The 26,609-nt window shown below is 72.9% G+C and carries 30 protein-coding genes and 2 pseudogenes; 8 read left to right on the top strand and 24 right to left on the bottom strand.

Annotation, left to right across the window (positions count from 1 at the left end; genetic code table 11):
- Window positions 1-22: 22 nt before the first annotated feature.
- From ACGFK0_RS15345 to ACGFK0_RS15315, 7 genes are all read right to left on the bottom strand, one after another.
- A complete protein-coding gene (locus tag ACGFK0_RS15345; RefSeq protein WP_392904990.1) occupies window positions 23-787 on the bottom strand; it encodes an isocitrate lyase/phosphoenolpyruvate mutase family protein in 765 nt (254 codons plus the stop codon).
- Entirely contained in the window at window positions 784-1,632 is an 849-nt protein-coding gene (locus tag ACGFK0_RS15340; RefSeq protein ID WP_392904988.1) for a cytochrome P450, read from the bottom strand. The genes ACGFK0_RS15345 and ACGFK0_RS15340 overlap by 4 nt, the downstream gene beginning before the upstream one ends.
- A 26-nt stretch (window positions 1,633-1,658) precedes the next feature.
- A complete protein-coding gene (locus ACGFK0_RS15335; protein WP_392904986.1) occupies window positions 1,659-2,390 on the bottom strand; it encodes an aspartate/glutamate racemase family protein in 732 nt (243 codons plus the stop codon).
- A 100-nt stretch (window positions 2,391-2,490) separates the two neighbouring features.
- Complete coding sequence (locus ACGFK0_RS15330; protein WP_392904984.1) at window positions 2,491-3,900, bottom strand: MmgE/PrpD family protein; 1,410 nt, start codon at window positions 3,898-3,900, stop codon at window positions 2,491-2,493.
- A complete protein-coding gene (locus ACGFK0_RS15325; RefSeq protein ID WP_392904982.1) occupies window positions 3,897-4,715 on the bottom strand; it encodes a cyclase family protein in 819 nt (272 codons plus the stop codon). The genes ACGFK0_RS15330 and ACGFK0_RS15325 overlap by 4 nt, the downstream gene beginning before the upstream one ends.
- Window positions 4,712-5,572, bottom strand: coding sequence for an HpcH/HpaI aldolase/citrate lyase family protein (locus ACGFK0_RS15320; RefSeq protein ID WP_392904980.1), 861 nt, complete (start codon window positions 5,570-5,572; stop codon window positions 4,712-4,714). The genes ACGFK0_RS15325 and ACGFK0_RS15320 overlap by 4 nt, the downstream gene beginning before the upstream one ends.
- Window positions 5,569-6,756: a CaiB/BaiF CoA transferase family protein gene (locus ACGFK0_RS15315; protein WP_392904978.1), complete on the bottom strand. Its 1,188-nt coding sequence runs from the start codon at window positions 6,754-6,756 to the stop codon at window positions 5,569-5,571. Before ACGFK0_RS15315 ends, ACGFK0_RS15320 begins: the two co-directional genes overlap by 4 nt.
- 273 nt (window positions 6,757-7,029) lie before the next feature.
- On the opposite strand from ACGFK0_RS15315, the gene ACGFK0_RS15310 reads away from it, so the two are divergent.
- A complete protein-coding gene (locus tag ACGFK0_RS15310; RefSeq protein ID WP_392904976.1) occupies window positions 7,030-8,499 on the top strand; it encodes a dihydroorotase family protein in 1,470 nt (489 codons plus the stop codon).
- Between the two features lie 17 nt (window positions 8,500-8,516).
- Window positions 8,517-9,308 (top strand): IclR family transcriptional regulator, encoded by a 792-nt coding sequence (locus ACGFK0_RS15305; protein ID WP_392904974.1) that lies wholly within the window; start codon window positions 8,517-8,519, stop codon window positions 9,306-9,308.
- Here the strand turns inward: ACGFK0_RS15305 and ACGFK0_RS15300 are convergent.
- Entirely contained in the window at window positions 9,305-9,721 is a 417-nt protein-coding gene (locus tag ACGFK0_RS15300) for a hypothetical protein (RefSeq protein ID WP_392904972.1), read from the bottom strand. The two genes, ACGFK0_RS15305 and ACGFK0_RS15300, sit on opposite strands and share 4 nt — an antisense overlap.
- Here ACGFK0_RS15300 and ACGFK0_RS15295 point away from each other — a divergent pair.
- Entirely contained in the window at window positions 9,708-10,241 is a 534-nt protein-coding gene (locus ACGFK0_RS15295; protein WP_392904970.1) for a hypothetical protein, read from the top strand. The genes ACGFK0_RS15300 and ACGFK0_RS15295 overlap by 14 nt on opposite strands.
- 9 nt (window positions 10,242-10,250) lie before the next feature.
- Here ACGFK0_RS15295 and ACGFK0_RS15290 read toward each other — a convergent pair whose 3' ends face one another.
- The 5 genes from ACGFK0_RS15290 to ACGFK0_RS15270 all read right to left on the bottom strand — a co-directional run bounded on the left by ACGFK0_RS15290 (window position 10,251) and on the right by ACGFK0_RS15270 (window position 15,056).
- Window positions 10,251-12,374 (bottom strand): MMPL family transporter, encoded by a 2,124-nt coding sequence (locus tag ACGFK0_RS15290; RefSeq protein WP_392904967.1) that lies wholly within the window; start codon window positions 12,372-12,374, stop codon window positions 10,251-10,253.
- Window positions 12,375-12,379: 5 nt separating this feature from the next.
- On the bottom strand, window positions 12,380-12,613 hold the full coding sequence (locus ACGFK0_RS15285; RefSeq protein WP_392904964.1) for a hypothetical protein: 234 nt from the start codon (window positions 12,611-12,613) through the stop codon (window positions 12,380-12,382).
- Window positions 12,614-12,703: 90 nt separating this feature from the next.
- Window positions 12,704-13,390 carry a response regulator gene (locus ACGFK0_RS15280; RefSeq protein WP_392904962.1) on the bottom strand — a complete coding sequence of 229 codons (687 nt, stop codon included), beginning with the start codon at window positions 13,388-13,390 and terminating at the stop codon, window positions 12,704-12,706.
- Window positions 13,387-14,502: a sensor histidine kinase gene (locus ACGFK0_RS15275; RefSeq protein ID WP_392904960.1), complete on the bottom strand. Its 1,116-nt coding sequence runs from the start codon at window positions 14,500-14,502 to the stop codon at window positions 13,387-13,389. Before ACGFK0_RS15275 ends, ACGFK0_RS15280 begins: the two co-directional genes overlap by 4 nt.
- A 122-nt stretch (window positions 14,503-14,624) precedes the next feature.
- Window positions 14,625-15,056, bottom strand: a complete 432-nt coding sequence (locus ACGFK0_RS15270; RefSeq protein WP_392904958.1) for an ATP-binding protein — start codon at window positions 15,054-15,056, stop codon at window positions 14,625-14,627.
- 185 nt (window positions 15,057-15,241) lie between these two features.
- On the opposite strand from ACGFK0_RS15270, the gene ACGFK0_RS15265 reads away from it, so the two are divergent.
- The 3 genes from ACGFK0_RS15265 to ACGFK0_RS15255 are packed head-to-tail and all read left to right on the top strand — an operon-like array spanning window position 15,242 to window position 16,695.
- A complete protein-coding gene (locus ACGFK0_RS15265; RefSeq protein ID WP_392904956.1) occupies window positions 15,242-16,099 on the top strand; it encodes a helix-turn-helix domain-containing protein in 858 nt (285 codons plus the stop codon).
- Window positions 16,096-16,305 (top strand): DUF397 domain-containing protein, encoded by a 210-nt coding sequence (locus ACGFK0_RS15260; protein ID WP_392904954.1) that lies wholly within the window; start codon window positions 16,096-16,098, stop codon window positions 16,303-16,305. The genes ACGFK0_RS15265 and ACGFK0_RS15260 overlap by 4 nt, the downstream gene beginning before the upstream one ends.
- A gap of 18 nt (window positions 16,306-16,323) precedes the next feature.
- Entirely contained in the window at window positions 16,324-16,695 is a 372-nt protein-coding gene (locus ACGFK0_RS15255) for a VOC family protein (RefSeq protein WP_392904952.1), read from the top strand.
- A gap of 6 nt (window positions 16,696-16,701) precedes the next feature.
- Here ACGFK0_RS15255 and ACGFK0_RS15250 read toward each other — a convergent pair whose 3' ends face one another.
- The 6 genes and pseudogenes from ACGFK0_RS15250 to ACGFK0_RS15225 form a co-directional block, all read right to left on the bottom strand.
- Window positions 16,702-17,109: a DUF3592 domain-containing protein gene (locus ACGFK0_RS15250; protein WP_392904949.1), complete on the bottom strand. Its 408-nt coding sequence runs from the start codon at window positions 17,107-17,109 to the stop codon at window positions 16,702-16,704.
- Between the two features lie 70 nt (window positions 17,110-17,179).
- Window positions 17,180-17,389 (bottom strand): annotated as a pseudogene (locus ACGFK0_RS15245) (dihydrofolate reductase family protein); the annotation flags it as partial.
- A 25-nt stretch (window positions 17,390-17,414) separates the two neighbouring features.
- Window positions 17,415-17,618, bottom strand: a pseudogene (locus tag ACGFK0_RS15240) (nuclear transport factor 2 family protein); the annotation flags it as partial.
- Window positions 17,618-18,265 carry a sigma-70 family RNA polymerase sigma factor gene (locus ACGFK0_RS15235; protein ID WP_392904947.1) on the bottom strand — a complete coding sequence of 216 codons (648 nt, stop codon included), beginning with the start codon at window positions 18,263-18,265 and terminating at the stop codon, window positions 17,618-17,620. The pseudogene ACGFK0_RS15240 and the gene ACGFK0_RS15235, both read right to left, overlap by 1 nt.
- A 10-nt stretch (window positions 18,266-18,275) precedes the next feature.
- Window positions 18,276-19,634 carry a carotenoid oxygenase family protein gene (locus ACGFK0_RS15230; protein ID WP_392904945.1) on the bottom strand — a complete coding sequence of 453 codons (1,359 nt, stop codon included), beginning with the start codon at window positions 19,632-19,634 and terminating at the stop codon, window positions 18,276-18,278.
- A gap of 106 nt (window positions 19,635-19,740) precedes the next feature.
- The gene (locus ACGFK0_RS15225; protein WP_392904943.1) at window positions 19,741-20,244 is read right to left on the bottom strand and encodes a MarR family winged helix-turn-helix transcriptional regulator; all 504 of its coding nucleotides are present in this window, start codon (window positions 20,242-20,244) and stop codon (window positions 19,741-19,743) included.
- Window positions 20,245-20,327: 83 nt separating this feature from the next.
- Here ACGFK0_RS15225 and ACGFK0_RS15220 point away from each other — a divergent pair, with 83 nt between their 5' ends.
- Window positions 20,328-21,854 carry an MDR family MFS transporter gene (locus tag ACGFK0_RS15220; RefSeq protein ID WP_392904941.1) on the top strand — a complete coding sequence of 509 codons (1,527 nt, stop codon included), beginning with the start codon at window positions 20,328-20,330 and terminating at the stop codon, window positions 21,852-21,854.
- On the opposite strand, the gene ACGFK0_RS15215 is transcribed toward ACGFK0_RS15220, so the two are convergent.
- Genes ACGFK0_RS15215 through ACGFK0_RS15205 form a run of 3 tightly spaced genes read right to left on the bottom strand, consistent with a single transcriptional unit; the run spans window position 21,851 to window position 24,166 of the window.
- Entirely contained in the window at window positions 21,851-22,516 is a 666-nt protein-coding gene (locus tag ACGFK0_RS15215; RefSeq protein WP_392904938.1) for a response regulator, read from the bottom strand. The two genes, ACGFK0_RS15220 and ACGFK0_RS15215, sit on opposite strands and share 4 nt — an antisense overlap.
- 26 nt (window positions 22,517-22,542) lie before the next feature.
- Window positions 22,543-22,971, bottom strand: a complete 429-nt coding sequence (locus ACGFK0_RS15210) for a pyridoxamine 5'-phosphate oxidase family protein (protein WP_392904936.1) — start codon at window positions 22,969-22,971, stop codon at window positions 22,543-22,545.
- Between the two features lie 49 nt (window positions 22,972-23,020).
- The gene (locus tag ACGFK0_RS15205) at window positions 23,021-24,166 is read right to left on the bottom strand and encodes a sensor histidine kinase (protein ID WP_392904933.1); all 1,146 of its coding nucleotides are present in this window, start codon (window positions 24,164-24,166) and stop codon (window positions 23,021-23,023) included.
- A 150-nt stretch (window positions 24,167-24,316) separates the two neighbouring features.
- On the opposite strand from ACGFK0_RS15205, the gene ACGFK0_RS15200 reads away from it, so the two are divergent.
- Window positions 24,317-24,949, top strand: coding sequence for a helix-turn-helix transcriptional regulator (locus tag ACGFK0_RS15200; protein WP_392904931.1), 633 nt, complete (start codon window positions 24,317-24,319; stop codon window positions 24,947-24,949).
- Window positions 24,950-25,007: 58 nt separating this feature from the next.
- On the opposite strand, the gene ACGFK0_RS15195 is transcribed toward ACGFK0_RS15200, so the two are convergent.
- On the bottom strand, window positions 25,008-25,340 hold the full coding sequence (locus ACGFK0_RS15195) for a cupin domain-containing protein (RefSeq protein WP_392904928.1): 333 nt from the start codon (window positions 25,338-25,340) through the stop codon (window positions 25,008-25,010).
- A 47-nt stretch (window positions 25,341-25,387) separates the two neighbouring features.
- On the bottom strand, window positions 25,388-26,590 hold the full coding sequence (locus tag ACGFK0_RS15190) for an Ig-like domain-containing protein (RefSeq protein WP_392904925.1): 1,203 nt from the start codon (window positions 26,588-26,590) through the stop codon (window positions 25,388-25,390).
- Between the last annotated feature and the right edge of the window lie 19 nt (window positions 26,591-26,609).

Below are 26,609 nucleotides of genomic sequence, written 5' to 3'. Positions count from 1 at the left end.
CGCCCGCCCTGCGCCGCCGGCATCAGGGCTGGACGAGTCGCTGGACGTCCCCGTACGAGGGTGCGGGCGGCCCGCCGTCCTCGCCCGTGACGCCGAGGGCCGCGGTGACGGTCGCCTGGAGCGCCTTCCGGAACAGCAGCGAGCCGGTGCTCAGGCGGTGCACGCCGAGGCGGGCCATCCGCGAGTACTCGGTCTTGCCCGGCATGAACAGGACGTTCAGCGGGATGTCGGTGACGTCGAGAACGGCCTTGATGTCGGCGTCGTCGACGATTCCCGGGACGAAGATCCCGTCCGCGCCCGCCTCCGCGAAGGCGCGGGCCCGCCGCAGGGTCTCGTCGCGGTCCGGGTCGCCCAGCCAGAACGTGTCGGTGCGGGCGTTCAGGAACACGTGCGGCGCGGCCCGTTTCACCGCGGCGATGACGGTGGCCTGGTGGTCGAGCGGCGTGAGGGTGCCGTCGGACCGCCCGTCCTCCAGGTTGATCCCGGCGATCCCGGACGAGGCCAGCTCGGTGACGAGCCCGGCGACGTCCGCGGCCCGGGTGGAGAAGCCGCCCTCGATGTCGACCGTCACCGGCACGGGCAGGCGGGACAGGACGCGGGCGAGCGCGAGGGTCTCCTCCCGGGTGTCGCCCGCCGCGTCGGTCTTCCCGGCCGCCGCGGCGACGCCGAGGCTGGTCGTCCCGATCGCGGGGAACCCGGCCTCGACCAGGGCCGCGCCGCTCGCGAAGTCCCACGCGTTCGGCAGGACCAGCGGACGGTCACCGTGGTGCAGTTCGCGGAAGCTCACCGGCCGCCCTCCGTCGCGTGCGGGACCGCCTCGACCACGCCGGCGGCCAGTCGGAGCGCGTGGCCGCGGCCGGGGCACGGCCGCCGGCCCGCGCCGAACGTCAGATGGGGAGGTTCCCGCCGGTCGGCATCGAAACGGCCGGGCCTCTCGAACACGCCGGGGTCGCGGTTGGCGGCCCGCACATCCAGCGTCACGGCGGTGCCCCGGGGGATCGCGCGGCCGTTCAGCCGTGCGCCTTCGGCGGCGACGCGGCGCATGACCGGGACGGGCGGGTCGAACCGCAGCGTCTCGGCGACGACCCGGCTGGCGGGCCGGCCGCGCGACTCCGGGCGCCGGGCGTACGGCAGTGCCGCGCGGACGAGCGCGGCGGTCGCCTCGCACGCCTGCACGAGGACGGCAATGCGGCCCGCGATCCGCTCGTCCGGCCCGGGGCCGAGGAGCCGGACGAGTGTCGCGACGGCCGCGTCCGCACCGTCGCGCCCCTCGCCGGTGAGGTACCCGGACGCCGCGAGGGGAACGGCGTGCCCCAGGGTGCCGAGGTCGGTGACGCCGAGCGCCTCGCCGAGCACGAGGACCGGTACCAGCTCGGGGTCGTCGCCGGCCAGGACGCGGTCGCGGGCGCGGAGCCGCAGGCGATCAGGGTCGATGGCGTCCAGTTCGTCCACGACGATGGAGCGGCGCCGTTCATGGTCGGCGCCCTCGCTGAACCGGCACACCGTCTGGCGGAGCCACGCCAGCGAGTGCGGCCGGGCGTCGCCCACGGCGGGCGGGACGGTGAAGCGGGCGTCGCTCAACACGACGATGACGTCGGCGTGGCCGGTGACGACCAGGTCTGTGTTCTCCACGTCCCCGAATCTAGGGACGGTTCGTTTCACCGCCGGTCGAAGTGTCCGCCGCGCCATGCGGGGAGGGGGCGGCGGCCCACCGCCACGTCGAAGGCGGCGCGGGCGAGCAGCCGTGTCGAGTCGAGCGTCGGCAGCGGCGAGTCGGCGGGCGTCACCAGCAGCGGGATCTCGGTGCACACGAGCGCGACGGCGTCGCAGCCGCGTTCGGCGAGCCGCTCGATGATCCGGACGTACCGCCGGCGCGAGTCGTCGGTGAAGACCCCGTTGACCAGTTCCTCGAAGATGATGCCGTTGACGGTCTCCCGGTCGCCGGCGTCCGGAACCTCGGCGGCGATGCCGCGCGCCTCCAGTTCGCGGGGGTAGACGTGGCCGTCCATGGTGTAGCGGGTGCCGAGGACGCCGACGCGCGTCCTGCCGTCGCGGGCCGCCTGGTCGGCGACGACCTGCGCGATGTGCAGGCCGGGCACCGCCAGGTCGTCGCCGGGCCGTTCGAGGGCCAGGTGCGCGGTGTTGTCCGGGCAGACGAAGAAGCCGGCGCCCGCCGCCGCGAGCCGCCGGACGCTCTCGGCCAGCGTCGCCCGGATCGAGTCGTGGTCTCCGGCGTCCCAGGCGGGCATGCTCCGCGCCAGCGCGATGAGGTCGAGCGTCACGTCGGGATGGTCGTCGGGGCCCAGCTCCCGGAAACCCTCCTGGCAGAAGGTCCGGAAGCACAGTGCCGCGCCTTCCGCGCTGTGGGCCAGGATGCCGAGATGCTCCACGTTCCGCTCCTGTTCGATAGTGCGCGCAGCCCGTTCTGAGCGCTCGACCAGCCTGCCACGCCCCGCGGTCATCCCCGCCGGACACCCCGCTGGAGCACGTCTAGGCGAGCAGGGACGTCAGGGGGGCCAGGTCCTTCATCGCGGCCAGGTCGCGGGTGAGGTCGGCGATCCGGTCGGCCTGGGTTTCGGGAACGCGGCGGACGGCGTTCAGGCAGAACTTCGCCGCCAGTTCGCCGGACGACAGCGGGTTGCCCGGCCCGCCCCGGTTGGCGTCCACCCGTTCCTCCAGCAGCGTGCCGCCGCGGGTGAGGACGCGCAGGACGGCCGGGAACTGGTGCGGGAAGATCTCGTCGCAGCGGGCGTCCGGGACGCAGCGCACCTTCGCCGCCAGGGCCAGCCGGCCGGCGTCGGCGGCGGCCGCGTCGGTGAAGTCCTCGTGGAACACGCCGAGGCCGCCGCCCCCGAGGAGCGCCGCGGCGACCGTGTAGGGTCCGGAGAACGCCGCGTGGTACCCCGACCTGGGACGGATCTTGTCCTCGCGGGGTTCGCCGATCGTGCGCAGGACGGGCGTCGGCGCGCCCAGTTCGATCGACTCGATGTCGGCGGGGTCCAGCCCGCGGGCGCGCAACCGTAGGGCGGCGTCGATCCCGGCGTGGGTGAAGTGGTTGCACGGGTACGGCTTGAAGAAGACGCCGGGCAGTTCCCAGTGCTCGCCCAGCCCGGCGGTGAGGGCGTCCAGGTCGACCCGGTCGCCGCAGAACGCCTGGAGGAGGCCGAAGCGGCCTTCGAGGACGGTGGGCGGGCCGGTGATGCCGGTCCGGGCGAGGCCGGCGGCGGTGACGGCGGCGTGCGCGGCCCAGCCGCAGTGGATCCGCTTGACGGTGCCGCCGGTGCGGTTCGCCTCCAGGATGCCCGAGCCCATGCTGGCGGCGATGCCCATCGCGTCCGCGATGCCGGCGGCGTCCAGGCCGGACAGCATGGCGGCGGACGCGGCGGCGCCGACCGCACCGCAGATGGCGGTGGCGTGCTGCCCGCGTTCGAAGAACACCGAGTTGCCGAGGGCGCGGTCGTAGCCCGCCATGCCGAGCCGGACGGTGATCTCGATGCCGACCCCGACCGCGTCCAGGAGCGGGGCGCCGCCGGCGCCGCGGGCCTCGGCCACCGCGAGGGCGGCGGGCACCACCGAGGCCGACGGGTGCAGGACGGACGGCAGGTGCGTGTCGTCGAAGTCGAGGGAGTGCGCGAGGGTGCCGTTCAGCAGGGCGGCGCTCGGCTCGGGGAGCCGGACGCCGGTGCCGATCGCGGTGGCGCGGCCCGCGCCGCCCCATTCGGTGACGAGGTCTCCCACGGCGCGCGCCGGCGGCTCCGCCGTGGCGGCCAGGCTGTTGCCCAGGACGTCCAGGACCCGGCGGGCGGCGTCGGCGCGCAGGTCGGCGGGCAGCCCGCGCCGCACGGTGCCGGACGCCAGCGCGGCGAGACGCCGGACGGGGGTCGCGTCGTCGCCGGTCACGCCGACACCGCCGCGAGGGGACGGACGGGGGAGCCGGTGCCGCCCTTGATCCGCAGCGGGGCCAGCACGAACACGAACTCGTGCAGGCCCGCGCCGGCGAGCGCCTCCAGGTCGAGGTGCTCCAGGATGTAGATGCCCGACTCGACCAGCAGGATCCGGTGGACGGGCAGCACGGCGTGTCCCGCGCCCGCCGGGATCTGCTCGTAGGCGGTCGTGTCGGCGCCGGTCGCGGCGATTCCCCGGTCGGCGAGCCAGCGCGCCGCGTCCGGGGTGGCGCCGGGGACGCCGGTCTCCTTGCCGAGGTAGGCGGCGGTGTCGCCGAAGTTGCGGGACCAGCCGGTGCGGATCAGCGCGACATCGCCCCGGCCGGGTTCGGTGCCCGCGCGCTTCGCCGCGAGGTCGAGGTCTCCGGCGGTAACGCCGTGGCCGGGCGGCAGCGTCCCCACGCCGTGGACCGCCGCCACGTCCAGCAGGACGCCGCGGCACAGCAGGCCGGGCAGGTTCTCGGCGCCGTGCGCGGTGAAGGCCCCTCCGCGCTGCGCGTCGGCGGCGGAGACCCCGCCGTGGAGTTCGCCGTCGTGGCTGACGTGGGAGAGCGCGTCGATGTGCGTGCCGACGTGCCCGCCGGTCACGATGATCTCGTTGGCGGCGGAGCCGCCGTCGGGGCGCTCCATGTCGCCGTGCCGCCGGATCAGCGTCATCCGGAACCCGGGGTGGTTGGGGGAGCAGGGCATGCCGGTGAAGAACGGCTGCCCCAGCTCGATCAGCCGGACCCCGCCGGCGACGGCCGCGAGCAGCGGGTCGTGGGCGTTCATGCGTGGCCTTCCTTGACGGGCCGGACGGCGTCGGCGGCGGCGAGCAGCCAGGTGGCGCGCTCGACGACCGCCTTGTCCACGAACCGGCCGGCGGAGTCGATCCATGCGGCGCCGTTCCCCGCCGCGCCGCCGCGTTCGGTCACCTGGCTCATCAGGTCGCGGGCCCACGCGACGTCCCCCGGGTCCGGGGCGCACGCCTCGTGGACGACGGGGATCTGCGCGGGATGGATCACCGACCGGCCGAAGAACCCGGCCCGCCGCCCCGCGAGGGTGTCGGCGCGCAGCCCGTCCAGGTCGCGGACGGCCGTCCACACGCTCTGCGGCGGCGACGGCAGCCCGGCGGCGCGGGCGGCGACGACCACCCGGGACCGCGGCCACGCCAGCGCCTCTCCGCCGCCGACGCGCAGGTCGGCGGCCAGGTCGGCCTCGCCGAGGGAGATCCCGGCGACGAGCGGGTGCGCGGTGGCGAGGGCCAGGGCGTTCTCCACGCCGAGCGCCGACTCCAGCACCGGGAACACCGGGACGCCGAGCGTTCCGGCGACGCGGCACAGCTCGCCGGGGTCCTCGCTCTTGGGGACGCGGACACCGGCGAGGGCGCCCGGCGCGGCGGCGAGGCCGGCGAGGTCGGCGGCGCCGTCGGGGGTGGCGGGCGCGTTGATCCGGACGTGCGCGGCGTGCCCCGCGGCCAGGGCGTCCAGGACGGCCCGCCGGGCGGCCGGCTTGCGGGCCGGGGCGACGGCGTCCTCCAGGTCGAGGACCACCGTGTCCGCGTCCGATGCGAGGGCCTTGCCGATGCGGTCCGGACGGTCTCCGGGGACGTAGAGCCAGGTCCGGGGGAGCGGGTCTCGCGGCGTCACCCGATCACCCCTTTGGCGCGCAGTTCGTCCAGCTTTTCCTCGCCTACCCCGTACCGGGCGAGGATCTCGGCGGTGTGCGCGCCGAGCGGCGGCCCGGCCGACTCGATCCGCCCCGGCGTCCGCGACAGCCGGAACAGGACGTTCTGCATCTTCACCGGGCCGAGTTCGCCGTCCGGGACGGTCGCGATGGTGCCGAGCGCCTCGAACTGCGGGTCGGCCATGACGTCGGCGGCGTCGTAGATCGGAGCGACGGCGGCCTGCGCGTCCTCGAACGCCGCGACGACGTCGTCGCGGTCGCGTGCGGCGATCCAGGAGCCGACGGCCTCGTCCAGCACGTCGGCGTGCCGGGCGCGGTCGGCGCCGGTCGCGAACCACGGCTCGTCGATCAGCTCGGGCCGCCCGACCAGCCGCATCACCCGCTCGGCGATCGACTGGGCGCTGGTGGAGACCGCGACCCAGCCGCCGTCGCGGGTCCGGTAGGTGTTGCGGGGCGCGTTGTTGTGCGACCGGTTGCCGGTGCGGGCCTGCAGCTCGCCGAGCTGGTCGTAGGTGATGATCTGCGGTCCGAGCACGGTGAGGATCGGCTCGATGATGGCGAGGTCGATCACCTGGCCCTCGCCGGTGGCCTCCCGTGCCCGCAGCGCCGTCATGATCGCGAACGCGGTGGTCAGCGCGGCGATCCCGTCGGCGAGCCCGAACGGCGGCAGGGTCGGCGGGCCGTCGGGCTCGCCGGTGATCGCGGCGAACCCGCTCATCGCCTCGGCGAGCGTCCCGAAGCCGGGACGCCCGGCGTAGGGGCCGGTCTGCCCGAACCCGGTGACGCGCGCCACGACCAGCCCCGGGTTGGCCTTCTGCAGCTCGTCCGGTCCGAGCCCCCAGCGCTCCAGCGTGCCCGGACGGAAGTTCTCGATCACCACGTCGGCGTCGGCGGCGAGCCGGCGGAACAGCTCCTGCCCCTCGGGGGAGCCGAGGTACAGGGTGACGGCCTTCTTGCCGCGTCCGAGCATCTTCCACCAGAGCCCGGCGCCGTCGCGCTGCGCGCCGTGGCCGCGCACCGGGTCGCCCTTCGGATGCTCGATCTTGATGACCTCGGCCCCGAAGTCGGCGAGCAGCGTCGCGGCGAGCGGCCCGGCGAACAGGGTGGCCGCGTCGAGGACGCGGACTCCGGACAGGGCGTCGGTCATGGGGCGGTACCGCCTTCCGCATCGTCGTTCCGCTTAGAGAAACAGTATGGGTCATGGAATCCGATCTGCGGAAGCGCCCCAGCGCTATCGGATCGGTGCCTGTGGCCATGTTGCGTCAAGTCCGGCCTCGATATTGACCGGTCACCGGTCGGAATGCCACCCTGACGCAACGGTGATCCGTTGTTCCTGCCAGCGGAACATGCATCGGGGAGCTGTGGCAGGTGGGCGCCCGACCACCCGGTACCGTGCCTGACCACCCGAGAAGGAGACACGATGGCGACGACCGAGCTGCTGCTGAAGAACGTGCGGGTGGTCCGTCCCGACGCACCCGACGGCACCGGGCCGCAGTCCCTCGACATCGCCGTCGCCGGCGGCACCATCACCCGCGTCGCCCCCGGCCTCCCCGAGGACGACGCCGCCACCGTGATCGACGGCGGCGGACGGCTCGCGTTCCCCGGCGTCGTCGACGCCCACCAGCACTGGGGCATCTACAACGACCTCGCCGCCGACACCCGCACCGAGAGCCGTGCCTGCGCGCAGGGCGGCGTCACCACGTCCCTGACCTACATGCGGACCGGCCAGTACTACCTGAACAAGGGCGGCCCCTACCGCGAGTTCTTCCCCGAGGTCCTGAGCGCCGCGCAGGGCAACGCCTACGTCGACTACGCGTTCCACCTCGCGCCGATGGCGGCCGGGCACATCGACGAGATCCCGTACCTGGTCGAGGAGCACGGCGTCACCTCGTTCAAGGTCTTCATGTTCTACGGGAGCCACGGCCTGCACGGACGCTCGTCCAGCCAGAGCGACTTCCTCATGACGCCGCCCGGCGAACGCTACGACCTCGCGCACTTCGAGTTCGTCATGCGCGGCGTCCAGCGGACCCGTGAGCGCCTCTCCGACCACGCGCCGTACATCTCGCTGTCGCTGCACTGCGAGACCGCCGAGATCATGACCGCCTACACCAGGATGGCCGAGCAGGACCCGTCGCTCACCGGCCTGCGCGCCTACAGCGCGTCCCGCCCGCCGCACTCGGAGGGCCTCGCCGTCACCATCGCGTCCTACCTCGCGCACGAGACCGGCCTGCCCAACATCAACCTGCTGCACCTGTCGTCGGAGAAGGCGCTGTCGGCCGCGCTCACCATGGCGGGCGCGTTCCCCCACATCGACTTCCGCCGCGAGGTCACCATCGGGCACCTCCTCGCCGACGTCGACACCGCCCACGGCCTCGGCGGCAAGGTCAACCCGCCGCTGCGCGACCGCGCCGACGTCGAGGCGCTCTGGCGGCACGTCCTCGCCGGGGACGTCGACTGGGTCGTCAGCGACCATGCCTGCTGCCGCGACGAGATGAAGTTCGGCGCCGACCGCGACGACGTCTTCCTCGCCAAGTCCGGCTTCGGCGGCGCCGAATACCTGCTGCCCGGACTCGTCGGCGAGGGCCTCAAACGCGGCCTGCCGCTCCAGCGCGTCGCGCGGTTGACGTCCTGGAACCCGGCCCGGCGCTACGGGCTCCTCAACAAGGGCGCCATCGCCGAGGGCTACGACGCCGACATCGCCCTGGTCGACCCCGACGTCTCCTGGACGGTCCGCGCCGCCGACTCCGAATCCACGCAGGAGTACACGCCGTTCGAGGGCTTCGCCATGACGGCCAGGGTGACCGACACCTTCGTCCGCGGCCACCGCGTCTGCGCCGGCGGAGAGATCGCCGGCGACCCGGTCGGCCGCTACCTGCGCCGCGGCCGCTGAACCCTAGGATCGTGCCCGTGACCGACCAGACCGCCACCGCACCGCCGGGAGCGGCCGCCCCCGGGGGGACCGAGGTCGCCGGGCGGGTCGCGGACGTGCTGCTGCTGTTCGCCGGCGGGCCCGAACACCTCGGCGTCAGCGCCATCAGCCGCGAACTCGGCATCTCCAAGGCCGTCGTGTACCGGATCCTGCAGTCGCTGGTGTCCCGCGAGGTGCTGGAGGCCGGCGCGGCGGGCTACCGGCTCGGCCCCGCCGCCGTCGCGCTCGGTGTCAGCGCGCTGCGCGGGTTCAACGTCCGCGACGCCGCCGCGCCCGTCCTGCGCGGGCTGCGGGACGCGACGGCCGAGACGACCACGCTGTCCGGCCTCGTCGGGGACGAGCGGGTCTACCTCGACCAGTTCGAGAGCCCCCGCGAGGTCAAGATGACGGTCGAGGTCGGCCGCCGGTTCCCCCTGCACGCGGGCTCGTCCGGCCGCGTGATCCTCGCGTTCCTCCCCGAGGACCGCCGCGAAGCCCTCCTGTCCCGCCCGCTCGCCGCCCTCACCGACCGGACGCCCGGCGACGCCGCCGCCCTCCGCGCCCGCCTCACCGAGACGGCCCGCGACGGCGTCGCCGTCTCGTTCGGCGAACGGCAGGCCGACGCCGGCTCGGTCGCCGCGCCCCTGTTCGGCCCGGACGGCGAGGTCCACGGCTCCATCAGCGTCTGCGGACCCCGCCACCGCTTCACCCCCGAGGCCGTCGACCGCTACCGGACCCTCGTCCGCGACGCCGCCGAGGAGATCACCCGCACCTGGACGACCCGCCGCTAGACGGTGCGGAAATGCGTCATCAGGCGGCCCTCGTCGTCCAGGACGTGGAACGCCAGCCCCGGGGGAGCGCCGTAGTCGGCGATGTCGCCCCCTTGCCCCGGCAGGTTGAGCGTGGAGACGACCCCGGGTGCGACGAGCAGCGGCCGCCCCGCGAAGGTCGTGGCCGCCGCCGTGTGCGCGTGCCCGCACAGGACGGCGACGACGTGCGGGTGCCGTTCGACGACCTCGGCCAGCCGTCCTTCGCCGAACTGCCGTATCGCGTCCACGTACGGGATGCCCAGCGTCACCGGCGGGTGGTGGAAGCAGACGAACGCGGGGGTGCCGGGCTCCGCGGCGAGGGCCCGGTCGAGCCAGTCGATGGTCGCGTCGTCGAGGAACCCGTGATCCTCGCCGGGGACCGTGGAGTCGCACATCACGAACATCCCGCCCGCCACCATGTGGACCCTGTTGACCGGCCCGTCTTCAGGGGGCTCGTCAAGGAGAACCTCCCGGTGCCACGCTGCCGTCGACCCGCGCGCTCGCCCTCGAACTGGGCTTCTCCCGCGGGACCGTGAGCGCCGCCTACGGCTGGGGCAGTTCGTCCTCGCCGACCTGATCGGCGGCCACGCCTACGACCGGCACGTCCGGGCGTCGCGGCTCCGCTACCGCCGCCGCCGGGACCTCCTGGTCGAGACGCTCCGCGAGCGGGTGCCGCACGTCCGCGTGCGGGGAGTCGCGGCCGGCCTGCACGCCCTCGTCCTCCTCCCGGACGACGGCCCGGGGGAGGACGAGATCGTGCACCGCGCGGAAGCTCTCGGCCTCGCCCTCATGCCGCTCCGCGACCACTGGCAGAACCCCGCCGGACGCCCGCAGGGCCTCATCGCCGGCTACAGCACCCCGCAGGGCTCCGCCTACCCTGCCGCGCTGGACGCCCTCTGCACCGCCCTGGCTTGACCGTCACGTTCAGCTGGGGCGTTCCAGGGCGACCCTCGGGAGGCGCTTCGCCACGGGGCCGGGAAGCCACCAGGCGTATCTGCCGAGCAGCTGCATGACCGCCGGGACGATCAGGCAGCGGATCACCACGGCGTCCAGGAGGACGGCGACCGCGAGGCCCAGGCCGAACTGCTGCAGCATCCGGCCGGGACTGAGGATGAACGCCGCGAACACCACGATCATGATGGCGGCGGCCGCGGTGATGACCTTGCCGGTGGCGGCCAGGCCCTCGCGGACGGCGTGCGCGGGGTCCCCGGTGCGTTCCCACTCCTCGTGGATGCGGGAGACGAGGAACACCTCGTAGTCCATGGAGAGCCCGAACACGATCGCGAAGATCATCACGGGGATGAACGCCTCGATCGGGCCGGGCTGCGCGCCGAACCGGCCGTCCTGGAACACCAGGGTGATGGCGCCCAGCGCGGCGGCGATGGACAGCAGGTTGAGCAGCGCGGCCTTGACCGGGATCAGCACCGACCGGAACACCACCATGAGCAGGACGGCGGACAGTCCGACGACCACGGCGACGAACAGCGGCATCCGTTCCGACACCGAGTCGGCGAAGTCCTGCGTGGCGGCCGTGGGGCCGCCGACCAGGTAGTCCGTGCCGGTCCTCTGGGAGAGGGCCGGGAGGACGTCGTCGCGGAGCGTGTGGACGAGTCCGGCGGTGGCCTCGTCCTGCGGCGCGGTGTCCGGGAACGCGATGACGGTGGACACCGCACCGTCCTTCGACGGCAGCGGCGGGGTCGTCGCGGCGATCCCCTCGGTCTGCTCCAGCGTCGGCCGCAGCTGCGCGGCCGGGCCTTCGGCGACGATGACCAGCGGGCCGTTGAAGCCGGGGCCGAACCCCTCCGCCAGCAGGTCGTACGCCTGCCGGGTGGTGGTGGACGGAGCGTCGTTGCCCGCGTCCGCGAAGCCGAGCCGCATGTCGAGGGCGGGCGCCGACAGGGCGAGCAGGGCCGCGACGGCGACGAGCAGCGCGGGGACGGGACGGCGCTGCACGGCCGTGGCCAGCCGCCGCCAGCCGTCGTCCCGGGAGCGGCCCGCGCGCTTGCGGACCTGCCGCTGGATGCGGCCGCCGAACACGGCGAGGAGCGCGGGCAGCAGCGTCAGCGACGCCGCCATGGTCACCAGCACGGTCAGCGCCACGGCCAGCGCGACGCCCTGGAGCGAGCCCAGGCCGAGGACGATCAGCCCCAGCAGCGCGATGATGACGGTGCAGCCGGCGAAGAAGACCGTCCGGCCGGCCGCGTCCAGCGCCGTGCGGGCGGCCGCCGCCGGGTCCGCGCCGCCGCGGAGTTCGTGCCGGTAGCGGTAGAAGATCAGCAGGGCGTAGTCCACGCCGACGCCCAGCCCGATCAGCATCATGATCGGCGGGGTGAAGTCGGCGACGGTGAAGACGTGCGAGGCCAGCGCGATGAGCCCGACCGCGCCGCCGACCGCGAACAGGGCGGTGACCAGCGGGACCGCGGCGGCCACGATGGAGCCGAACAGCAGGATCAGGATGACCAGCGCGGCCAGCATCCCCGCGCCCTCGGCGCCTCCGCCGCCTTCCTCCTGCGCTCCCCGGACGGCGTCCCCGCCCAGTTCGACCTGGAGGCCGTCCCCGCCGGCGGACTTCGCGGTCTCGATGATCTCGGTGACGTGCGCGGACGGCACGTCCTCGGCCGAGCCGCCGAGGGTGACGGCGGCGTAGCCGATCGTGCCGTCCTCGGAGATCGAGCCGGTGCCCGGAGGCTGGACGTCGGCGACGCTCGGCAGCCCGCGCACCTCGTTCAGCATCCCGTCGATGGCGGTGCGGTCGCCGCTCAATCCCCGGGCGTCCTTGAAGACGATCTGGACGGTGGCGCCCGCCTGGAGTGAGCCGTGCTCCTCCATCAGGTCGGCGGCGGCCTGGGAATCGGTGCCGGGCAGCGAGAAGTCGTTGTGGTAGGTCGCGCCGGCGGCCTGCGAGCCGACCGTGATCGCCGCGACCGCCAGCACCCACAGCAGGAGCGCGGTCCATCGGTGGCGCTGCGACCAGGAGGCCAGGCGGCCGAACGTTCCCGTCCGCGCGTTCGGGGACCCCGCGTTCGGGGACTCTGTGGTCGAGGACATGGCGGTCAACCTCCCTGACGTCCGCCGAGGCGGACGCCGATGGCGGCGCCGAGCACGGCGCACAGGATCGGGACGCCGATGAAGACGGCCAGCAGAGCGCCGGTGCCGTCCACGTCGAGCGTGCGGTCGAGAGCGAAATGGAAGAAGGCGGCGACCGACTCGGTGAGGAAGAACCCCGCGGCCCCGCCGGCGAGGAGGCCGACGAAAGCGCCGGTGGCCCTATTGGATGGTGCGCTCATACAGGCCAGCCTCCGGGCACGGCATGCCGCGCGGCATCGGCCTCCGGCTGGCACTCGTCCTACCCCGCGAGTTGCGGGGCGGCGGCCCGCCTACCCCGGCGGTTGCGGCCCGCCGGTCATCCAGCCCGGGTTGACCATCCCGGACTCGTAGGCCAGGACGACCAGTTGCGAGCGGTCCCGCACGTCCAGCTTCGACATGATGCGGCTGACGTGGGTCTTGGCCGTGGCGGGGCTGAGGACGAGGCGGGCGGCGATCTCGTCGTTGCTGAGCCCGGCGGCCACGAGCAGCATGACCTCGCGTTCCCGGTCGGTGAGGGCCTTCAGCCGGGGGCCGGGGACGGGCGCCTTGACCCGCCCGGCGAACTCGGCGATGAGGCGGCGCGTGACCGACGGGGTGATCAGCGCGTCCCCGCGCGCCGCGACCCGCACGGCGCGGATCAGCTCCTCCGGGTCGGTGTCCTTGAGGAGGAAGCCGGCGGCGCCGGCCCGCAGCGCACCGTACACGTACTCGTCTAGGTCGAAGGTGGTCAGGATGACGACCTTGACGCCGTCGAGACGACGGTCGGAGGTGATGCGCCGGGCGGCCTCCAGCCCGTCCATGCCGGGCATCCGGATGTCCATCAGCGCCACGTCCGGACGCAGCGCGCGGCAGGCGGCGAGGGCCTCCTCGCCGTTCGCGGCCTCCCCGGCCACGGTGATGTCGTCCTCGTCGTCGAGGATGGAGCCGAATCCGGCGCGCACCAGCCGCTGGTCGTCGGCCAGCAGAACCTTGATCATGAGGCTCCGTTCCCATGGGGCAGGCAGGCCCGGACGAGGAAACCGCCGTCCGGCCCGGGGCCCGCGGTCAGCTCGCCGCCCAGCGCGCGGGCGCGTTCCCGCATCCCGCGGACGCCGCCGCCCATGGCGTCCGCGGCCCCGCCCCGGCCGTCGTCGGCGACATCGATGAGAACCGCCCGCTGCCCGCGCTCGATGCGCACGGTGGCCACCGAGGCGGAGGCGTGCCGGACCACGTTGGTCAGCGATTCCTGCACGATGCGGTACGCGGCCAGGTCCACACCCGCCGACAGCGGCGCGTCCCCGCCCGTGGAGCGGACATGGACCGTGAGTCCCGCCGCCCGCGCCGACTCGACCAGCTCACCGAGCCTGTCGAGACCCGCAGCGGGCGCCGTCGGCGCCTCCTCATCGGCCTGTCGCAGGACGCCGAGCGTCGCGCGCAGATCGCGCAGCGCGTCCCGGCTCGACTCTTTGATCGCGGCGAGGGCGGCCTCCGCCTGCGCCGGGTCCCGCTGGAACCGGTGCAGCGCCGTCCCGGCCTGGACGTTGATGAGCGAGATGTGGTGCCCCGCCACATCGTGCAGGTCGCGGGCGATGCGCAGCCGCTCCTCACCGGCGGCGCGCTGCTCGGCCTCGCGCAGGTAGATCTGGCGGCTGTGCCGGACCCAGCCCAGCGCCACCATCGCCACGACCCACCCGGTCAGCATGAACACCGCGACCCCGTTGACGTCCTCGGCGCCCGCGAGCGTCCCCGCCCCCGTCGCGATGACGATCAGGGCGGCGACGGCGACGGCCGCCTGGATCCGTCCCTGGGCCGCGATCATGTAGAGCGCGACGATGGGCGCGATCATCAGCGGCCCGTCGTACGCGCTGATGACGTAGTGGGCGCTCGTGGCCGCCACCGCGACCGCCGCGACCGCCACCGGACGACGGCGGCCGAAGTACAGGGCACCGCAGGCGGCGATGATCAGAACCCAGGACAGGGCGGTGACCGACCAGGGCTCTTCGCGGGTGCCGATCAGCGACCGCAGGCTGCCGGCGGCCACCAGCAGCAGGACGCCACCGGCCAGGATCCCGTCCGCCGCCCGGCCGCGCAATCCGGACCAACCACCCATGCGACCAGCCTAGACGTCGGCCCGGCCGGGGCATTCCCCCTCACGGCCCGGCCGTGCGGACCCTCCCCGCAACTTCTGGGGTACCGCGACGCGCCCGAGCCGCAACCACGGGTGTAGGCGGATCAGCGCTGCACCCGTGCGGGGAACTCGGCCCACACGGTCGTGCGCGGGCCGTCGGGCCGGTGTCCCCAGCGGGACGCGAGCGCGTCGACGATCTGCAGGCCGCGCCCGCTCTCCCCGTCCTGCGCGTCCCGCAGAACCGGCCGCTCCCCACCCGCCCCGTCGTCACTGACCTCGGCCCGCAGAACACTGTCACCCGCCCACAACGCGATGTGGATCTCCCCGCCCCGCCCGGACGCGGTGTGCCTGATCCCGTTCCCCGCGAACTCGGCCACAACGAGCGCCATGTCGTCGAGTAGTTCGTCGTCCGGCGGCACGAGTCCCGGGACGAGCGTGTCCCGCAGGAACAGCCGGGCATGCCGGACGGAACGCTCCACGCCGGGAAGCGTGAGCACGGCGAGAAGCTCCAGCTCTCCCACCTTGGCGGATGTCATCGTGATTCCTCCTCCGAATGTCACCCGCCAAGGCTGATCGCCCTCCGTCACCGCATCAACACCATTGGAGGAGGTGAGAAGTATTCGATGATCACTCCATCGACCCCGTGATAGGCGTAAGAACGAATATCTCTAACTTTCACGGGATCGAACCGATCACGTACACAGCGTGACATTCTCGCGGTATGAGATACGAAGACCGGCAGACGTATCGCCGCCGAAAGATCGGCGACGCCCTGAAGAAGTTCCGTGAGGATCTCGGGCTCACCCAGGGCGCCGCCGGCCGCCTCCTCGACCGCTCACAGGCGTCGCTCAGCGCCTACGAGAACGGCCATCGCGCCATCCGCCCCCGCGACCTCAAGTACATCCTGGATATGTACGACATCACGGACGAACTCGTCCGCAAGCGCCTGCTCTCCCTGGCCAAGCAGGGGCGCCAGAACGGCTGGTGGCACGACTTCAACGAGCGCCTGGAACCCGGCGTCGTCGACTTCGCCGCTCTTGAGGCCGACGCTTCGCGCGCTCGGATCTACGAGCCGCTGCTGGTGCACGGTCTCCTGCAATCGGAGGAGTATGCGCGAGCCGTGATCGCAGGTTCGGGAAGTGAGCTCCGCAGCCCGCGTGATATCGAGACCGAAGTCAGCTTTCGGCTGCGTCGCCAACGGCTCCACGAACAAGACCCACCGAACATATCGGCCATAATCGGGGAAACCGCGCTGCGCCAAATGATGGGCGGCTCCGCGGTCATGCGGCAACAGCTGACCAAGCTGCTGACGATGGCAGATTTAGCGCACATCGCGCTTCAGATCCTTCCGTTCTCGGCAGGGGCCCATCCTGGCGGCGAGGGTGCCTTCACGATCCTGGGGATCGGGCCAGACGAGCTGTTCGAGGTCGTGGCGATCGACAGCCTAACCCGCAGCTGGTACGTGGACGAGCCGTCGGACGTCGACCACTACAACGAAGCGTTCGACCAGCTTCGAAAGATCGCACTGTCCGAAACGGATTCTCGGATGCTCATCGAACGGATATTGTCCGATCTATGAGTGAACAGGGTCTTTCAAGCTTTGTATGGCGCACGAGTAGCTACAGCTCTGGGCAAGGCACCCAGTGTGTCGAGGTGGCGCAGTTGCGGAGGGCGGTCGCCGCACGTGACTCCAAGGATCCGGCGGGGCCGGTGCTGGGGTTCTCGCAGGGGGAGTGGCGTGTGTTCTTGGACGAGGTGAAGAGCGGTGCGTTCGACCTCGCGTGAAGGGAGAGGGTGAAGGCTGTGGCGTGTCGGATCAGTGAGCTCGTGCTCGACTGCCGTGATGCGGAGAGGCTCGCGGAGTTCTGGTGCGAGGTGCTGGGGTTCGTGGTGCTGGCCCGGGAGGACGACGGGATCGAGATCGGTCCCCCGGAAGGGGGCGGAGGGCTCCAGCCGACGCTCGTTCTCAGTCCCAGCGAGGACGCCAGGCCGGGCAAGCTGCCGCTGCACATCGACGTCAACCCCACGGATCGCGACCAGGACGCCGAACTTGAGCGGCTGCTGGCCGCCGGGGCGCGGCACGCCGACGTCGGGCAGACGGGGGAGGAGAGCTGGGTCGTCCTCGCCGACCCGGAGGGCAACGAGTTCTGCCTGCTCCGCAAGCGCCTCTCCTGAGGTCCGTCAGGTCAGGAACGTGGCGCCGTAGATGATGAGGGCCGTGCCGATGGCGAGCATGACGGGGACCACTGCGACGATCTTGAAGGTGAGGACGCCGGGGCGGTCCGCGCTGCCCGCGGGGTCTGCCGGGTCGTACACGATGGGGATCCGGGTTCCGACCTTCGGGCCGCGCGGGCTGGACAGCGAACTGGTCGCCTGAACCACCTGGCCGTCCTCGGTCCTGAACTCGAAGACTCCCGACCGCTGCATGGTTCCGGGACTCGCGGTGACCGGTGAGCGGTGCCCGACGACGATCGCGACCGTGCGTACTCCGCGCCGATGCCGACGGGACCAGGCGAGTACCTCCACCCAGCCGCCCCACAGCAGGCCCGAGCCGAGGGCGATCAGGGCGGCCGCTTTGACGAAGTCCACCGCACTCAAGGTAGTGCGGCCCGGTTTGCGTGGCCACCCCGGCGGCGCGGAGGCCGCCGGGGTGGACGCGCTATTCGGCGGGGGCGTGGCGGGTGAGGACGAGGCTGGAGTTCGGGAGGGCGCGGGACTCCAGGAGTCGCAGCCGGACCGGGGCGGGGCCCTTGAACACCTGCGTGCCGCTGCCCAGGAAGGCAGGGCCGATCATGAGGTGCAGTTCGTCGACCAGGCCGGCGGCGAGGAGGTCGTTCCACAGCGTGTGACTGCCGAACATGAGGATCTCCTTGCCGGGGCTCTCCCTGGTAGCAGGCGAACGCGGGCTGCCCGTTGGCCCGGATCGGCACGAGGCGCCAGGGCGTGGCGAAGACCCGTTCGGTGAGGAAGCGGACGACGCTGTCGCGGCCGTCGAACCAGGCGGGCAGCGGCGGCATGGTGAAGCGGGCGTCCTCGGCGAGGAGGGTGACGAGTGTGTCGACGTCGGCGCGCTCCCACGCGGTGACGAAGGCGTCGATCAGCTCGCGTTGCCCGTCCGCGCCGAGCGCCGACAGTTCGGTCCGCTGCGTGGTGGGCGGTACCCGTTCCTGGACGGCCTTGCGGGCGCGTTGCAGGGCGCTGTTGACGGCGGCCGGTGTGAGGTCGAGGAACCCGGCGACCTCGGCGGCGGAGAACTCCAGCACTCCCGGAGGATGAGCACCGCCCGCTGGGTGGCCGGCAGGTGCTGCAACGCGGCGACGAAGGCCAGTTCCACGCCCTCGCGGCGGGCGAACGCGCCGGCCGGGCCGGGATCGTCGGCGGGGACGTCCGGCCACGGTTCCAGCCACACCGGGCCGGTGACCGGCTCGCCGAGGTCGTCGGTGCCGCTGCGCGGCGGACCGTGGTCGGGGGACAGGACGCGCCGCGGGCGTTTCGAGCTCAACCTCAAGCACGCGTTGGTGCTGATCCGGTGCAGCCAGGTTCGCAGCGAACTGCGTCCCTCGAAACCGCCCAGGCCGCGCCAGGCGGCGAGCATCGTCTCCTGCAGCGCGTCCTCCGCGTCGTGCAGGGAGCCGAGCATGCGGTAGCAGTGCGCCTTCAGCTCACTCCGGTACGGGGCGGCGAGCCTGTCGAACGCCGCCGGGTCCCCGGCGCGGGCCTGCGTCAGAAGTTCGGCCTCGTCCACTCGGGCGAGCCTAGTCGTCCGGGATCCAGGAGCCGTGGAAACCGGACGGCACGCCCCTCGGCAGTTCCACCGCGGCGACCGGGCGGACGTCGGTGGCGTCCAGGACGAGCAGCCGCGAGGCGGTGCCGTCGCGGGTGGTGGCGATGGCGACGAGCCAGCCGTCGTCCTCGCCCCGGCGGCCGCCTGCGGGGACGAAGACCGCCTCGCCGATCATCGTGTCGGAGCCCAGGTCGTGGGCGGTGGCGGCTCCGGTGGCGGTGTCGTACTTGACGATCGCGCACTCGTCGCGGCTGAGCGGTTCGGTCCCGGTGACCGTGTACAGGTAGCGGGCGGGACGTCCCACGCGCTCGTCGTCCAGGGTCGGGAACTCGACGACGCGGTCGTCCAGCGCCTGTCCGGCGGCGGTGCCGGTGCCGGGGTCCAGGGTCCAGCGGTGGAGGCGGGCGCGTCCGGCGGTGGCCCCTCCCGGAGGGACCTTCATCTGTGACAGCAGGTCCCACAGCGACGTGAACTCGGCCTTGGTGTACCGGACGGCGTCCAGGACGATCCGCCCCTCGTCCTCGTGCGCGTTGCCGACGTGGAACACGAAGCAGGGGTCGATCTCGAACCAGTGCACAGGGGCGCCGGGGCGGTCGTGGCGCATGACGCCGAGGCGGGCGCCGTAGGCGTCGTCCCACATGTAGGGCATGGCCCGGCCGACGAGGTGCCGCTGGAACGTGACCGGCAGGTCGAGCCAGACGACATGGTGCTCGGTGATGGCGAAGTCGTGCATCATCGTGCCCGCCGGGACCGTGACCTCCCGGCTGTGGACGAGCCGCCCGGCGGCGTCGAGCCGGTGATAGGTCAGGAACGGCGGCCGCATCCCGTAGCCGAAGAAGTGCAGCTCGCCGGTGACCGGGTCGAGCTTGGGATGGGCGGTCATCGCCGTGGTCAGGCGTCCGCCGAAGTCGCAGGGCCCGACCGTGTCGAGGTCCGGGGTGACCTCGTGGGGGAGGCCGACCTCGACGAGCGCGAGGACGCGGTCGGCGTGGCGGATCACATGGGTGTTCGCCGACGTCGCGGTGAGGTCGAGCCTCCCGTCGGGACCGGCGAACGGCCGTCCTGCGAAGGCGCCCGTCCGCACCCACCGGTTGCGGTACCACTCGGCGCGGCCCTGCCGGAGCCGGACGCCGTGCAGCATGCCGGGCCCCACCTGCGCGTGCCCGGTGGCCGCGCCGGGAAGGGCGTTGGGGCCGTTGCGGATGTAGCGTCCGTTCAGCTCGGGCGGCAGTGTCCCGGTGACGGGCAGGTCGCGTGCGTCGATCTCGTCGGGCACCGACCTGAGATGGCCCGGCAGGCCGTACCGCGTGACCGTGTCGGCGTCGATCATGGGACCGCTCCCGTCGGGCGGACGGCGCCTCGCACGCCGCCGAGAGCGCCATTCTGCGCCGTTGCGCGGACGCCTGTCGTGCCCTTTTCGCCTGGGGTGGGGTCGCTCAGTCGTCGTAGGTGTGGACGAAGCGGGACAGGAGGCGGGCGAACTCGGTGCGCTCCTCGTCCGTCCAGTCGCTCATGGCCTTGGCGAAGTGCTCGTGGCGGGTGCGGCGGGTGGCGTCCACGACGGCCTGCCCGGCGCCGGTGAGTTCCAGGTGGATGCGGCGGCCGTCCTCCTGGGACGCGACGCGGCGGACGTAGCCCGACTTGACGGCCTCGGCGACGATGCGGCTGCCCCGGGAGGCGTCGACGCCGAGGCGGGTGGCGACCAGGCCGACGCTCATCTCCTGGCCGGCGTGGTCGGGGCCCTCGTCGATGATGTCCACGACGTGCAGGATCTGGACGTCCACGGGGAGGTTGTGCTCCCGGATCGCCGCCTTGCCGAGCCGCTGCCGCGACATGCCGCGCCGCAGCTTGACCATGCTCCGCTCGACGGCGTCCATCGCCCCGTCGTGCCCCGCTCCGCTGTCCTGCCCCGCTCCGCTGTGCGACGACTCCTCGCTCATGGTGAGCATCTTAGCTAGGTTGCATCCCACATCTGCATGCGTCTAGCATTCAATTGCTCAAAGCACATAAATGTGAGGTGCACATGACTGCAACGGAACGACCCGGCCCGGACACGACCGCGCCGATGAGCCGCCGGCACCGGCTGCTGGTGTTCGGCGGGCTGATGCTCGCCGGGCTCATGTCCTCGCTGGACGCGACGGTGCTCGGCACCGCGCTGCCCACGCTCGTCGGGGACCTCGGCGGGCTCGACCGGCTCGCGTGGGTGTCGACCGCGTACGTGCTGGCCACCAGCGTCACCGTCCCCCTGTCGGGACGGCTGGGGGACCTGTTCGGGCGCCGGCCGATCCTGCTGATCGGGCTCCTCGGGTTCATGGCGGGGTCGGCGGCGTGCGGGGCGGCGCCGTCGATGAACTGGCTGATCGTGTTCCGCGTCGTCCAGGGCGCCGCCGCCGGCTGCCTGCTGAGCTCGATGTTCGCGCTGACCGGCGACCTGTTCGAGCCGCGCGAGCGCGCGAAGTATCAGGGCTACTCCGCGCTGATCTTCGCGGTGTCCAGCATCGCGGGCCCGCTGATCGGCGGCTTCCTCACCGACCACGCCTCGTGGCGGTGGGTGTTCTACGTCAACCTGCCGCTCGGCCTCGCCGCCACCGCGACGACCGTGCTGTTCCTGCGGCTGCCCCGGCCGGAACGCAGGCCGCGGATCGACTACCCCGGCATCGTCCTGCTCGGCGCGGCGGTCACCTGCTTCACCCTGTTCACCAGCTGGGCCGGGACGCGGTACGCGTGGACCTCGCCGGTCGTCCTCGGGCTCGCCGCCGCGGCGGTGGTGCTGTTCGCCGTATGGGTCCTGGCCGAGCGGACGGCCGCCGAGCCGGTCATCCCGCCGCGGCTGTTCCGCGACCGGTCCTTCGCCGTGGCCTGCGCCGTCGCGGCCGTGGGCGGCGCGACCGGGTTCGGGCTCGCCACCTACCTGCCGATGTTCTTCCAGGTCGTCGGGGGAGTGGGCGCGACCGACTCGGGCCTGCTGCTCCTGCCGATGATGCTCGGCCTCGTCGCCGCCGCGATGGGCGCCGGCACCTACATCCACCGGACCGGCCGCTACCACCGGCTGCCCGCCGCGAGCATGGCGCTCAGCGCGGCCGGCGTCGCGCTGCTGGCGACGATGGACGTCCACACCGGCCTGTTCACCGCCGGGTGCTACATGGCGCTGCTCGGGTTCGGCGCGGGACTGTCGCAGCAGGTCGTCATGCTCATCGCGCAGAACGCCGCCCCGAGCCGCGACCTGGGCGCCGCCGGCTCAGGGGTCTTCGCGACGCGGATGCTCGGCACCGCCGCGGGCATGGCCGTCTTCGGCACCATCATCTCGAGCCGGTTCGCCGAGGAGATCGGACGGCGCGTCCCCGACGGCCAGGTACCCGCGTTCGGCGACGCCGTCCGGCCCGAGGTCCTGTCCACGCTCCCCGGGCCCGTGCAGGACGGTGTCGCGGAGGCGTTCGCGGCCGCCTTCTCCGACCTGTTCCTCACCGCCCTGCCCGTCCTGGCGGCGGGCCTCGTCGCGGCACTGCTCCTCCGCAACGTCCCCCTGAAGCCGCGCGGGCCGAAGACCTAGTCGTCGAGGGCGGCGTCGTGGACGAGGAGGGCTATCTGGACGCGGTTGTTCAGATCCAGCTTCGTCAGAAGCCGCGACACGTACGCCTTCACGGTGGCGACGCTGAGCGACAGCTCCCTGCCGATCTCGCTGTTGGTGCGGCCGCGTCCGACGAGCGCGGCGACGGCGCGCTCGCCGTCGCTCAGCCGGCCCAGCAGGTCCCGGGCGCGGGCCTGGCGCGGGTCGGCGCCGGAGTCGGCGACATAGGACATCATCTTGCGCAGCACCGCCGGCGACATCATCGGCTCACCGGCCGCGACCTCCCGGATCGCCCGGACGATCTCCGGTGGCGGGGTGTGCTTCAGCAGGAAGCCGCTCGCACCCGCCCGCATCGCCCGCACGATGTGGTCGTCGGTGTCGAACGTCGTCAGGATGATGATCTCGGGCGGGTCGCGGCGGGCGCGCAGCAGTTCGGTCGCCGCGAGCCCGTCCAGCCGGGGCATCCTGATGTCCATGAGGACCACGCCGGGCCGGTGCCGGTTCACGGCGGACACCACCTCGGCGCCATCGGCGACGTCCGCCACGACCTCGAGGTCTTCGGCGTTCGACAGCATCATCGACAGGCCGGCGCGGACGAGCGCGTCGTCGTCGACGATCAGCACGCGGATGGGCGGGGAGTCCATGGCGTCACCCTACGGCCTGCCGGGCATCACGGCCGGTGCAGGCGCCGCCCGCTGACCTCCTGCGCCGCGAGCCGGAACCACGCCTCGCGCTCGCCGCCGGGCCACGGCCGGACCTGCGCGGCGGTCGCCTTCTCCTCGTCGCTCAGCGGGTGGGCGCCGCCGCGCACCAGGACGCTCCAGCCCTCGCGGGTCGGCTCGTCGAACCGGTCGACCTCGAAGGCGGCCCTGACCTCGCCGCCCACCACGGACGTCAGCAGGCTGCGGTTGAGCCGGCCCGAGACCGACGTCCGGAAGATCACCGCGTCCCCGTCGACGGCGTAGTTCACCGGGATGACCGTGGGCCCCTCGCCGTCGTCGAAGGCGATGCGGCCGATGCCGCCGTCGCCGATGAGCCGCATGCAGGCGGCGCGGTCGAGTTCCTCCAGGACGGGCCGGGGTGCGGAGTTCGATGCCATGCCTCCCACCTTCCCACCGTTCGGTGCGGCAATGCGAGGTGGGCGCGGGCTACAGCGGGAGGCGGGCGCGCAGCCGGAAGCGGCCGTCGCCGGTGCGGCCGTGCTCCAGCGTGCCGCCGACCAGGGCGACCCGCTCGGCGAGGCCGACCAGGCCCGCACCCGAAACGGGCATCGTGAGCGCGGGCGCCGGGCCGGGCGGCAGCGCGTTGACGATCTCGATGTCCAGGCCCGCGCGGGTGTCGAGCCGCACCCGGACGTCGGCGCCGGGCGCGTGCTTGCGGGCGTTCGTCAGCCCCTCCTGGACGATCCGGTAGGCGTGCCGCCCGATGCGCGGCGGGACGCGACCCGGGTCGGGGACGTCCTCGTCCAGGGTGATCCGGCCTCCCGCGCGCCGCGACTCCCGGACGAGCCCGGCCACGTCGGCCAGCGTCGGCTGCGGCCGTTCCGGGTCGGTGCCGGGCGTGTCGTCCCGCAGCACACCGATCACCTCGCGGAGGTCCTCCATCGCCTCGTACGCGCTCCGGCGGATGACGCCCGCCGCCTCGCGCTGGTCGGCGGGCGCGTCCGGGCGGAACTCCAGCGCCCCCGCGTGCACGGCGAGCAGCGAGATGCGGTGCGCGAGGACGTCGTGCATCTCGCGGGCGATCCGCTCGCGTTCCAGCAGCCGGGCCTCCTCGACGCGCAGCCGCTGCTCGGTCTCGGCGGCGCGGGCCCGTTCCTCCAGCGACGCGATGAGCTGCCGCCGGGACCGCACCAGCATCCCCGACGACACCAGGACCGCGTACAGCAGGCCGAAGGAGACGCTCCCCTCCTGGAACTCGCGCTCCGACAGCGGCGCGAGCCAGAACAGCCCCAGGAACGCCAGCACGGCCGTGACCGCGACCGGGATGCTCGTCCGCCATGGCCGGAGCATCGCGACGGAGAACACCGCCGCGGCGGCGGTGCCGAGCACGGTCGCCGCCGTCATCTGGAGCGCGAGCATCACGAGCGCGACGGCGACCGGGTACCGGCGCCGCCACAGCAGCAGGATGACGCAGGAGACCGCCCCGGTGGCGATGTCCCGGGGGATCGCGGTCTTGGAACCCTCGGGGAAGTCGCTCAGGGATGCCAGGAGCATCAGGGTGCCGAGCAGCGCCGCCCCGGCGGTGACCGCCAGGTCGCCGAGCCAGTCGCGCCACGATCGCCCGAGATCCACGGGCTCAACGTTAGCCACGGCGGGTCGTCGGGGGCAGCGGCCGCAGGTCGGCGCAACCATCGACTTTGGTATTCGCGCCACGGCGCACGTCGATTGCCACGATTATTACAGGTATATTCGTAAGAACATCGGGAAGGGAGGCCGAGCGCCATGACATCGGAAGGTCCGCGCCGCCGCGAGATCCTGGACGCCCTCCGCGACGCCGGCGGGCCCCTCGGCGTCACCGACATCGCCGAGCGGCTCGGAGTCCACGCCAACACCGCGCGGTTCCACCTGGACGCCCTGGCCACCGAGGGAGCCGTGGAGAGGACCGTCGAACAGCCCTCCGGCCCCGGACGGCCCCGCACCGTCTACACCCCCCGCGCCGGGATGGACCGCGGCGGCGCCCGCGGCTACCGGCTGCTCGCCCAGATCCTCCTCAGCCGGCTGGCGGCGGACGGCCCGCAGGCGAGGGAGAACGCCGCGCAGGCCGGGCGGGAATGGGGCCGGTTCCTCGTCGACCGCCCGCCGCCGTTCAAGCGGATGACCGAGGAGGAGGCCGCCGGCCGGCTCACCAACCTCCTCGACGACCTCGACTTCGCCCCGAAACCCGACGGGGACGTCATCCGGCTGCGGCACTGCCCGTTCCTGGAACTCGCCGAGGAGTACGGGCCGCTCGTCTGCGACGTCCACCTCGGCCTCATGCAGGGGGCCCTGACGGAACTGGACGCGCCGGTCGAGGCCGACCGGCTGGAGCCCTTCGCCGAACCCGGCGCCTGCCTCGCGCACCTGCGGCGCGGCTGACCTCGGGCGGGCCCCGCCCGGCGGGCCGGGGCGGCAGGCCCCGGTCAGGCGGCGTCGCTCAGGGGGTCTTGGCGACGGTGAGCAGGATCGCGCAGTCCTCCAGCGCCTCCAGGCTGTGCCGCGCCGCCGGGATGATCAGCAGGTCGCCGGAGATCCCGTCCCAGGAGTCATCGCCGCTCAGCAACCGTACCCGCCCGTGCAGGACCGTGATCGTCGCCTCCCCGGGGTTCTCGTGCTCCGACAGCGTGGTGCCGGAGGTCAGCGCGATGAGCGTCTGGCGAAGGACGTGCTCGTGACCGCCGTAGACGGTGTCGGCGCTGCGTCCGGTGGAGGCCGCGGCGGCGCGCTTGAGATGGTCCCGTACCAGTGCGTCCAACGAGAGCTTCTGCATGGAACCAAGTGTGCCAGTGATCTCACCGGCGGCTTGCGGGGCGGGGGTCATTTGAGAGGGGTGCCCGTGACCGGCTTGCCGATCGCGCTGCCCTCCAGCCAGCCTTCCCAGGACTTCGCCCACGGCGTCGGGCCGTTGCCGAACTTCAGTTTCCGGCCGGTGTTCTCCACCTTGACGATGTCGCCCCGGTTGGTGAAGTCGAAGAACCACTTGGCGTTCTCGGCGGACATGTTCACGCATCCGTGGCTGACGTTGTCGCTGCCCTGCGCGACGGTCGACCACGGCGCCGAGTGCACGAACACCCCGCTGTAGGTGAGGCGCACGTTCCACTTCGTGGGGATCCGGTACTCGCCCGGGTTCCCGGTGGTCGCCGAATCCATGATGATCTTCTTCGCCTTCTCCTGCGCGATCATCGTCCCGCTGTAGCTCTCGTGACCGGGCTTGCCGAGGCTGACATCCATGGTCTTCACCGTCTCGCCGTTCTCGGTGACGGTCGCGCTGTGCTTGTCGGCGTCGACGGTGGTGATGTGCCGCTCACCGACGGTGAAGCTCGCCGCGCGGTCCTCGACGCCGTAGACGCCGTCGGCGACCTTCACGCCCGCCAGGTGAGCGGTGACCTTCACCTTCTGGCCGGTCGGCCAGTACTCGCGGGGACGGAAGTCGACCTCCTTGTCGCTGACCCAGTACCAGGCGCCCTGGACGGGCTTGGACATCTGGATCTCCAGGGCCTTCTCCACCGCGACCTTGCCGGCCTTCGTGCTCACCGGCCGTGACAGCAGCAGCTGAACCGGCATGCCGACGCCGACCGTCTCGCCGTCCAGCGGCGACATGCCGCTCTCCAGCTTCCCGGCGGGCTTCAGCGTCGTGAACGTGGAGGTCGCGTCGACCTGCTTCCCGCCCTGGCCGGTGCCCTTCGCGGTGAGCGTGTACGTGGTGGAGGGCTTCAGCGTCCACGACGACCGCCACGACGTGCCGTCCGCCGCGAGCGTGCCCTCGGCCTTCGTGTCCTTCTCGCCGTAGGTGAGGGTGACGTTCGTCAGCTTGCCGTTCTCCGCCCGGACGACGACGGGCTTGTCGGGTGCGACCTGCTTCGTACCGGTCGGTGGGGTGATGGACAGCTTCACCGTGTCCGCGGCCTTGCCGCCGTCCCCGCCCTCGCCGCCGCCGCCACCGGACGAGCAGCCGGCGACCGCGATGACCGCCGCCCCGATGATCGCCGCACTCGCCGTCCAGGTCCGGCCCTTGAGCACCTTGAGACTCCTCACGCTC

This window comes from Spirillospora sp. NPDC048823 (assembly GCF_043198445.1).
Taxonomy (GTDB): Bacteria; Actinomycetota; Actinomycetes; order Streptosporangiales; family Streptosporangiaceae; genus Spirillospora.
The sequence above is the reverse complement of the archived record's forward strand: the minus strand, read 5'-3'. Positions and strand labels throughout refer to the sequence as shown.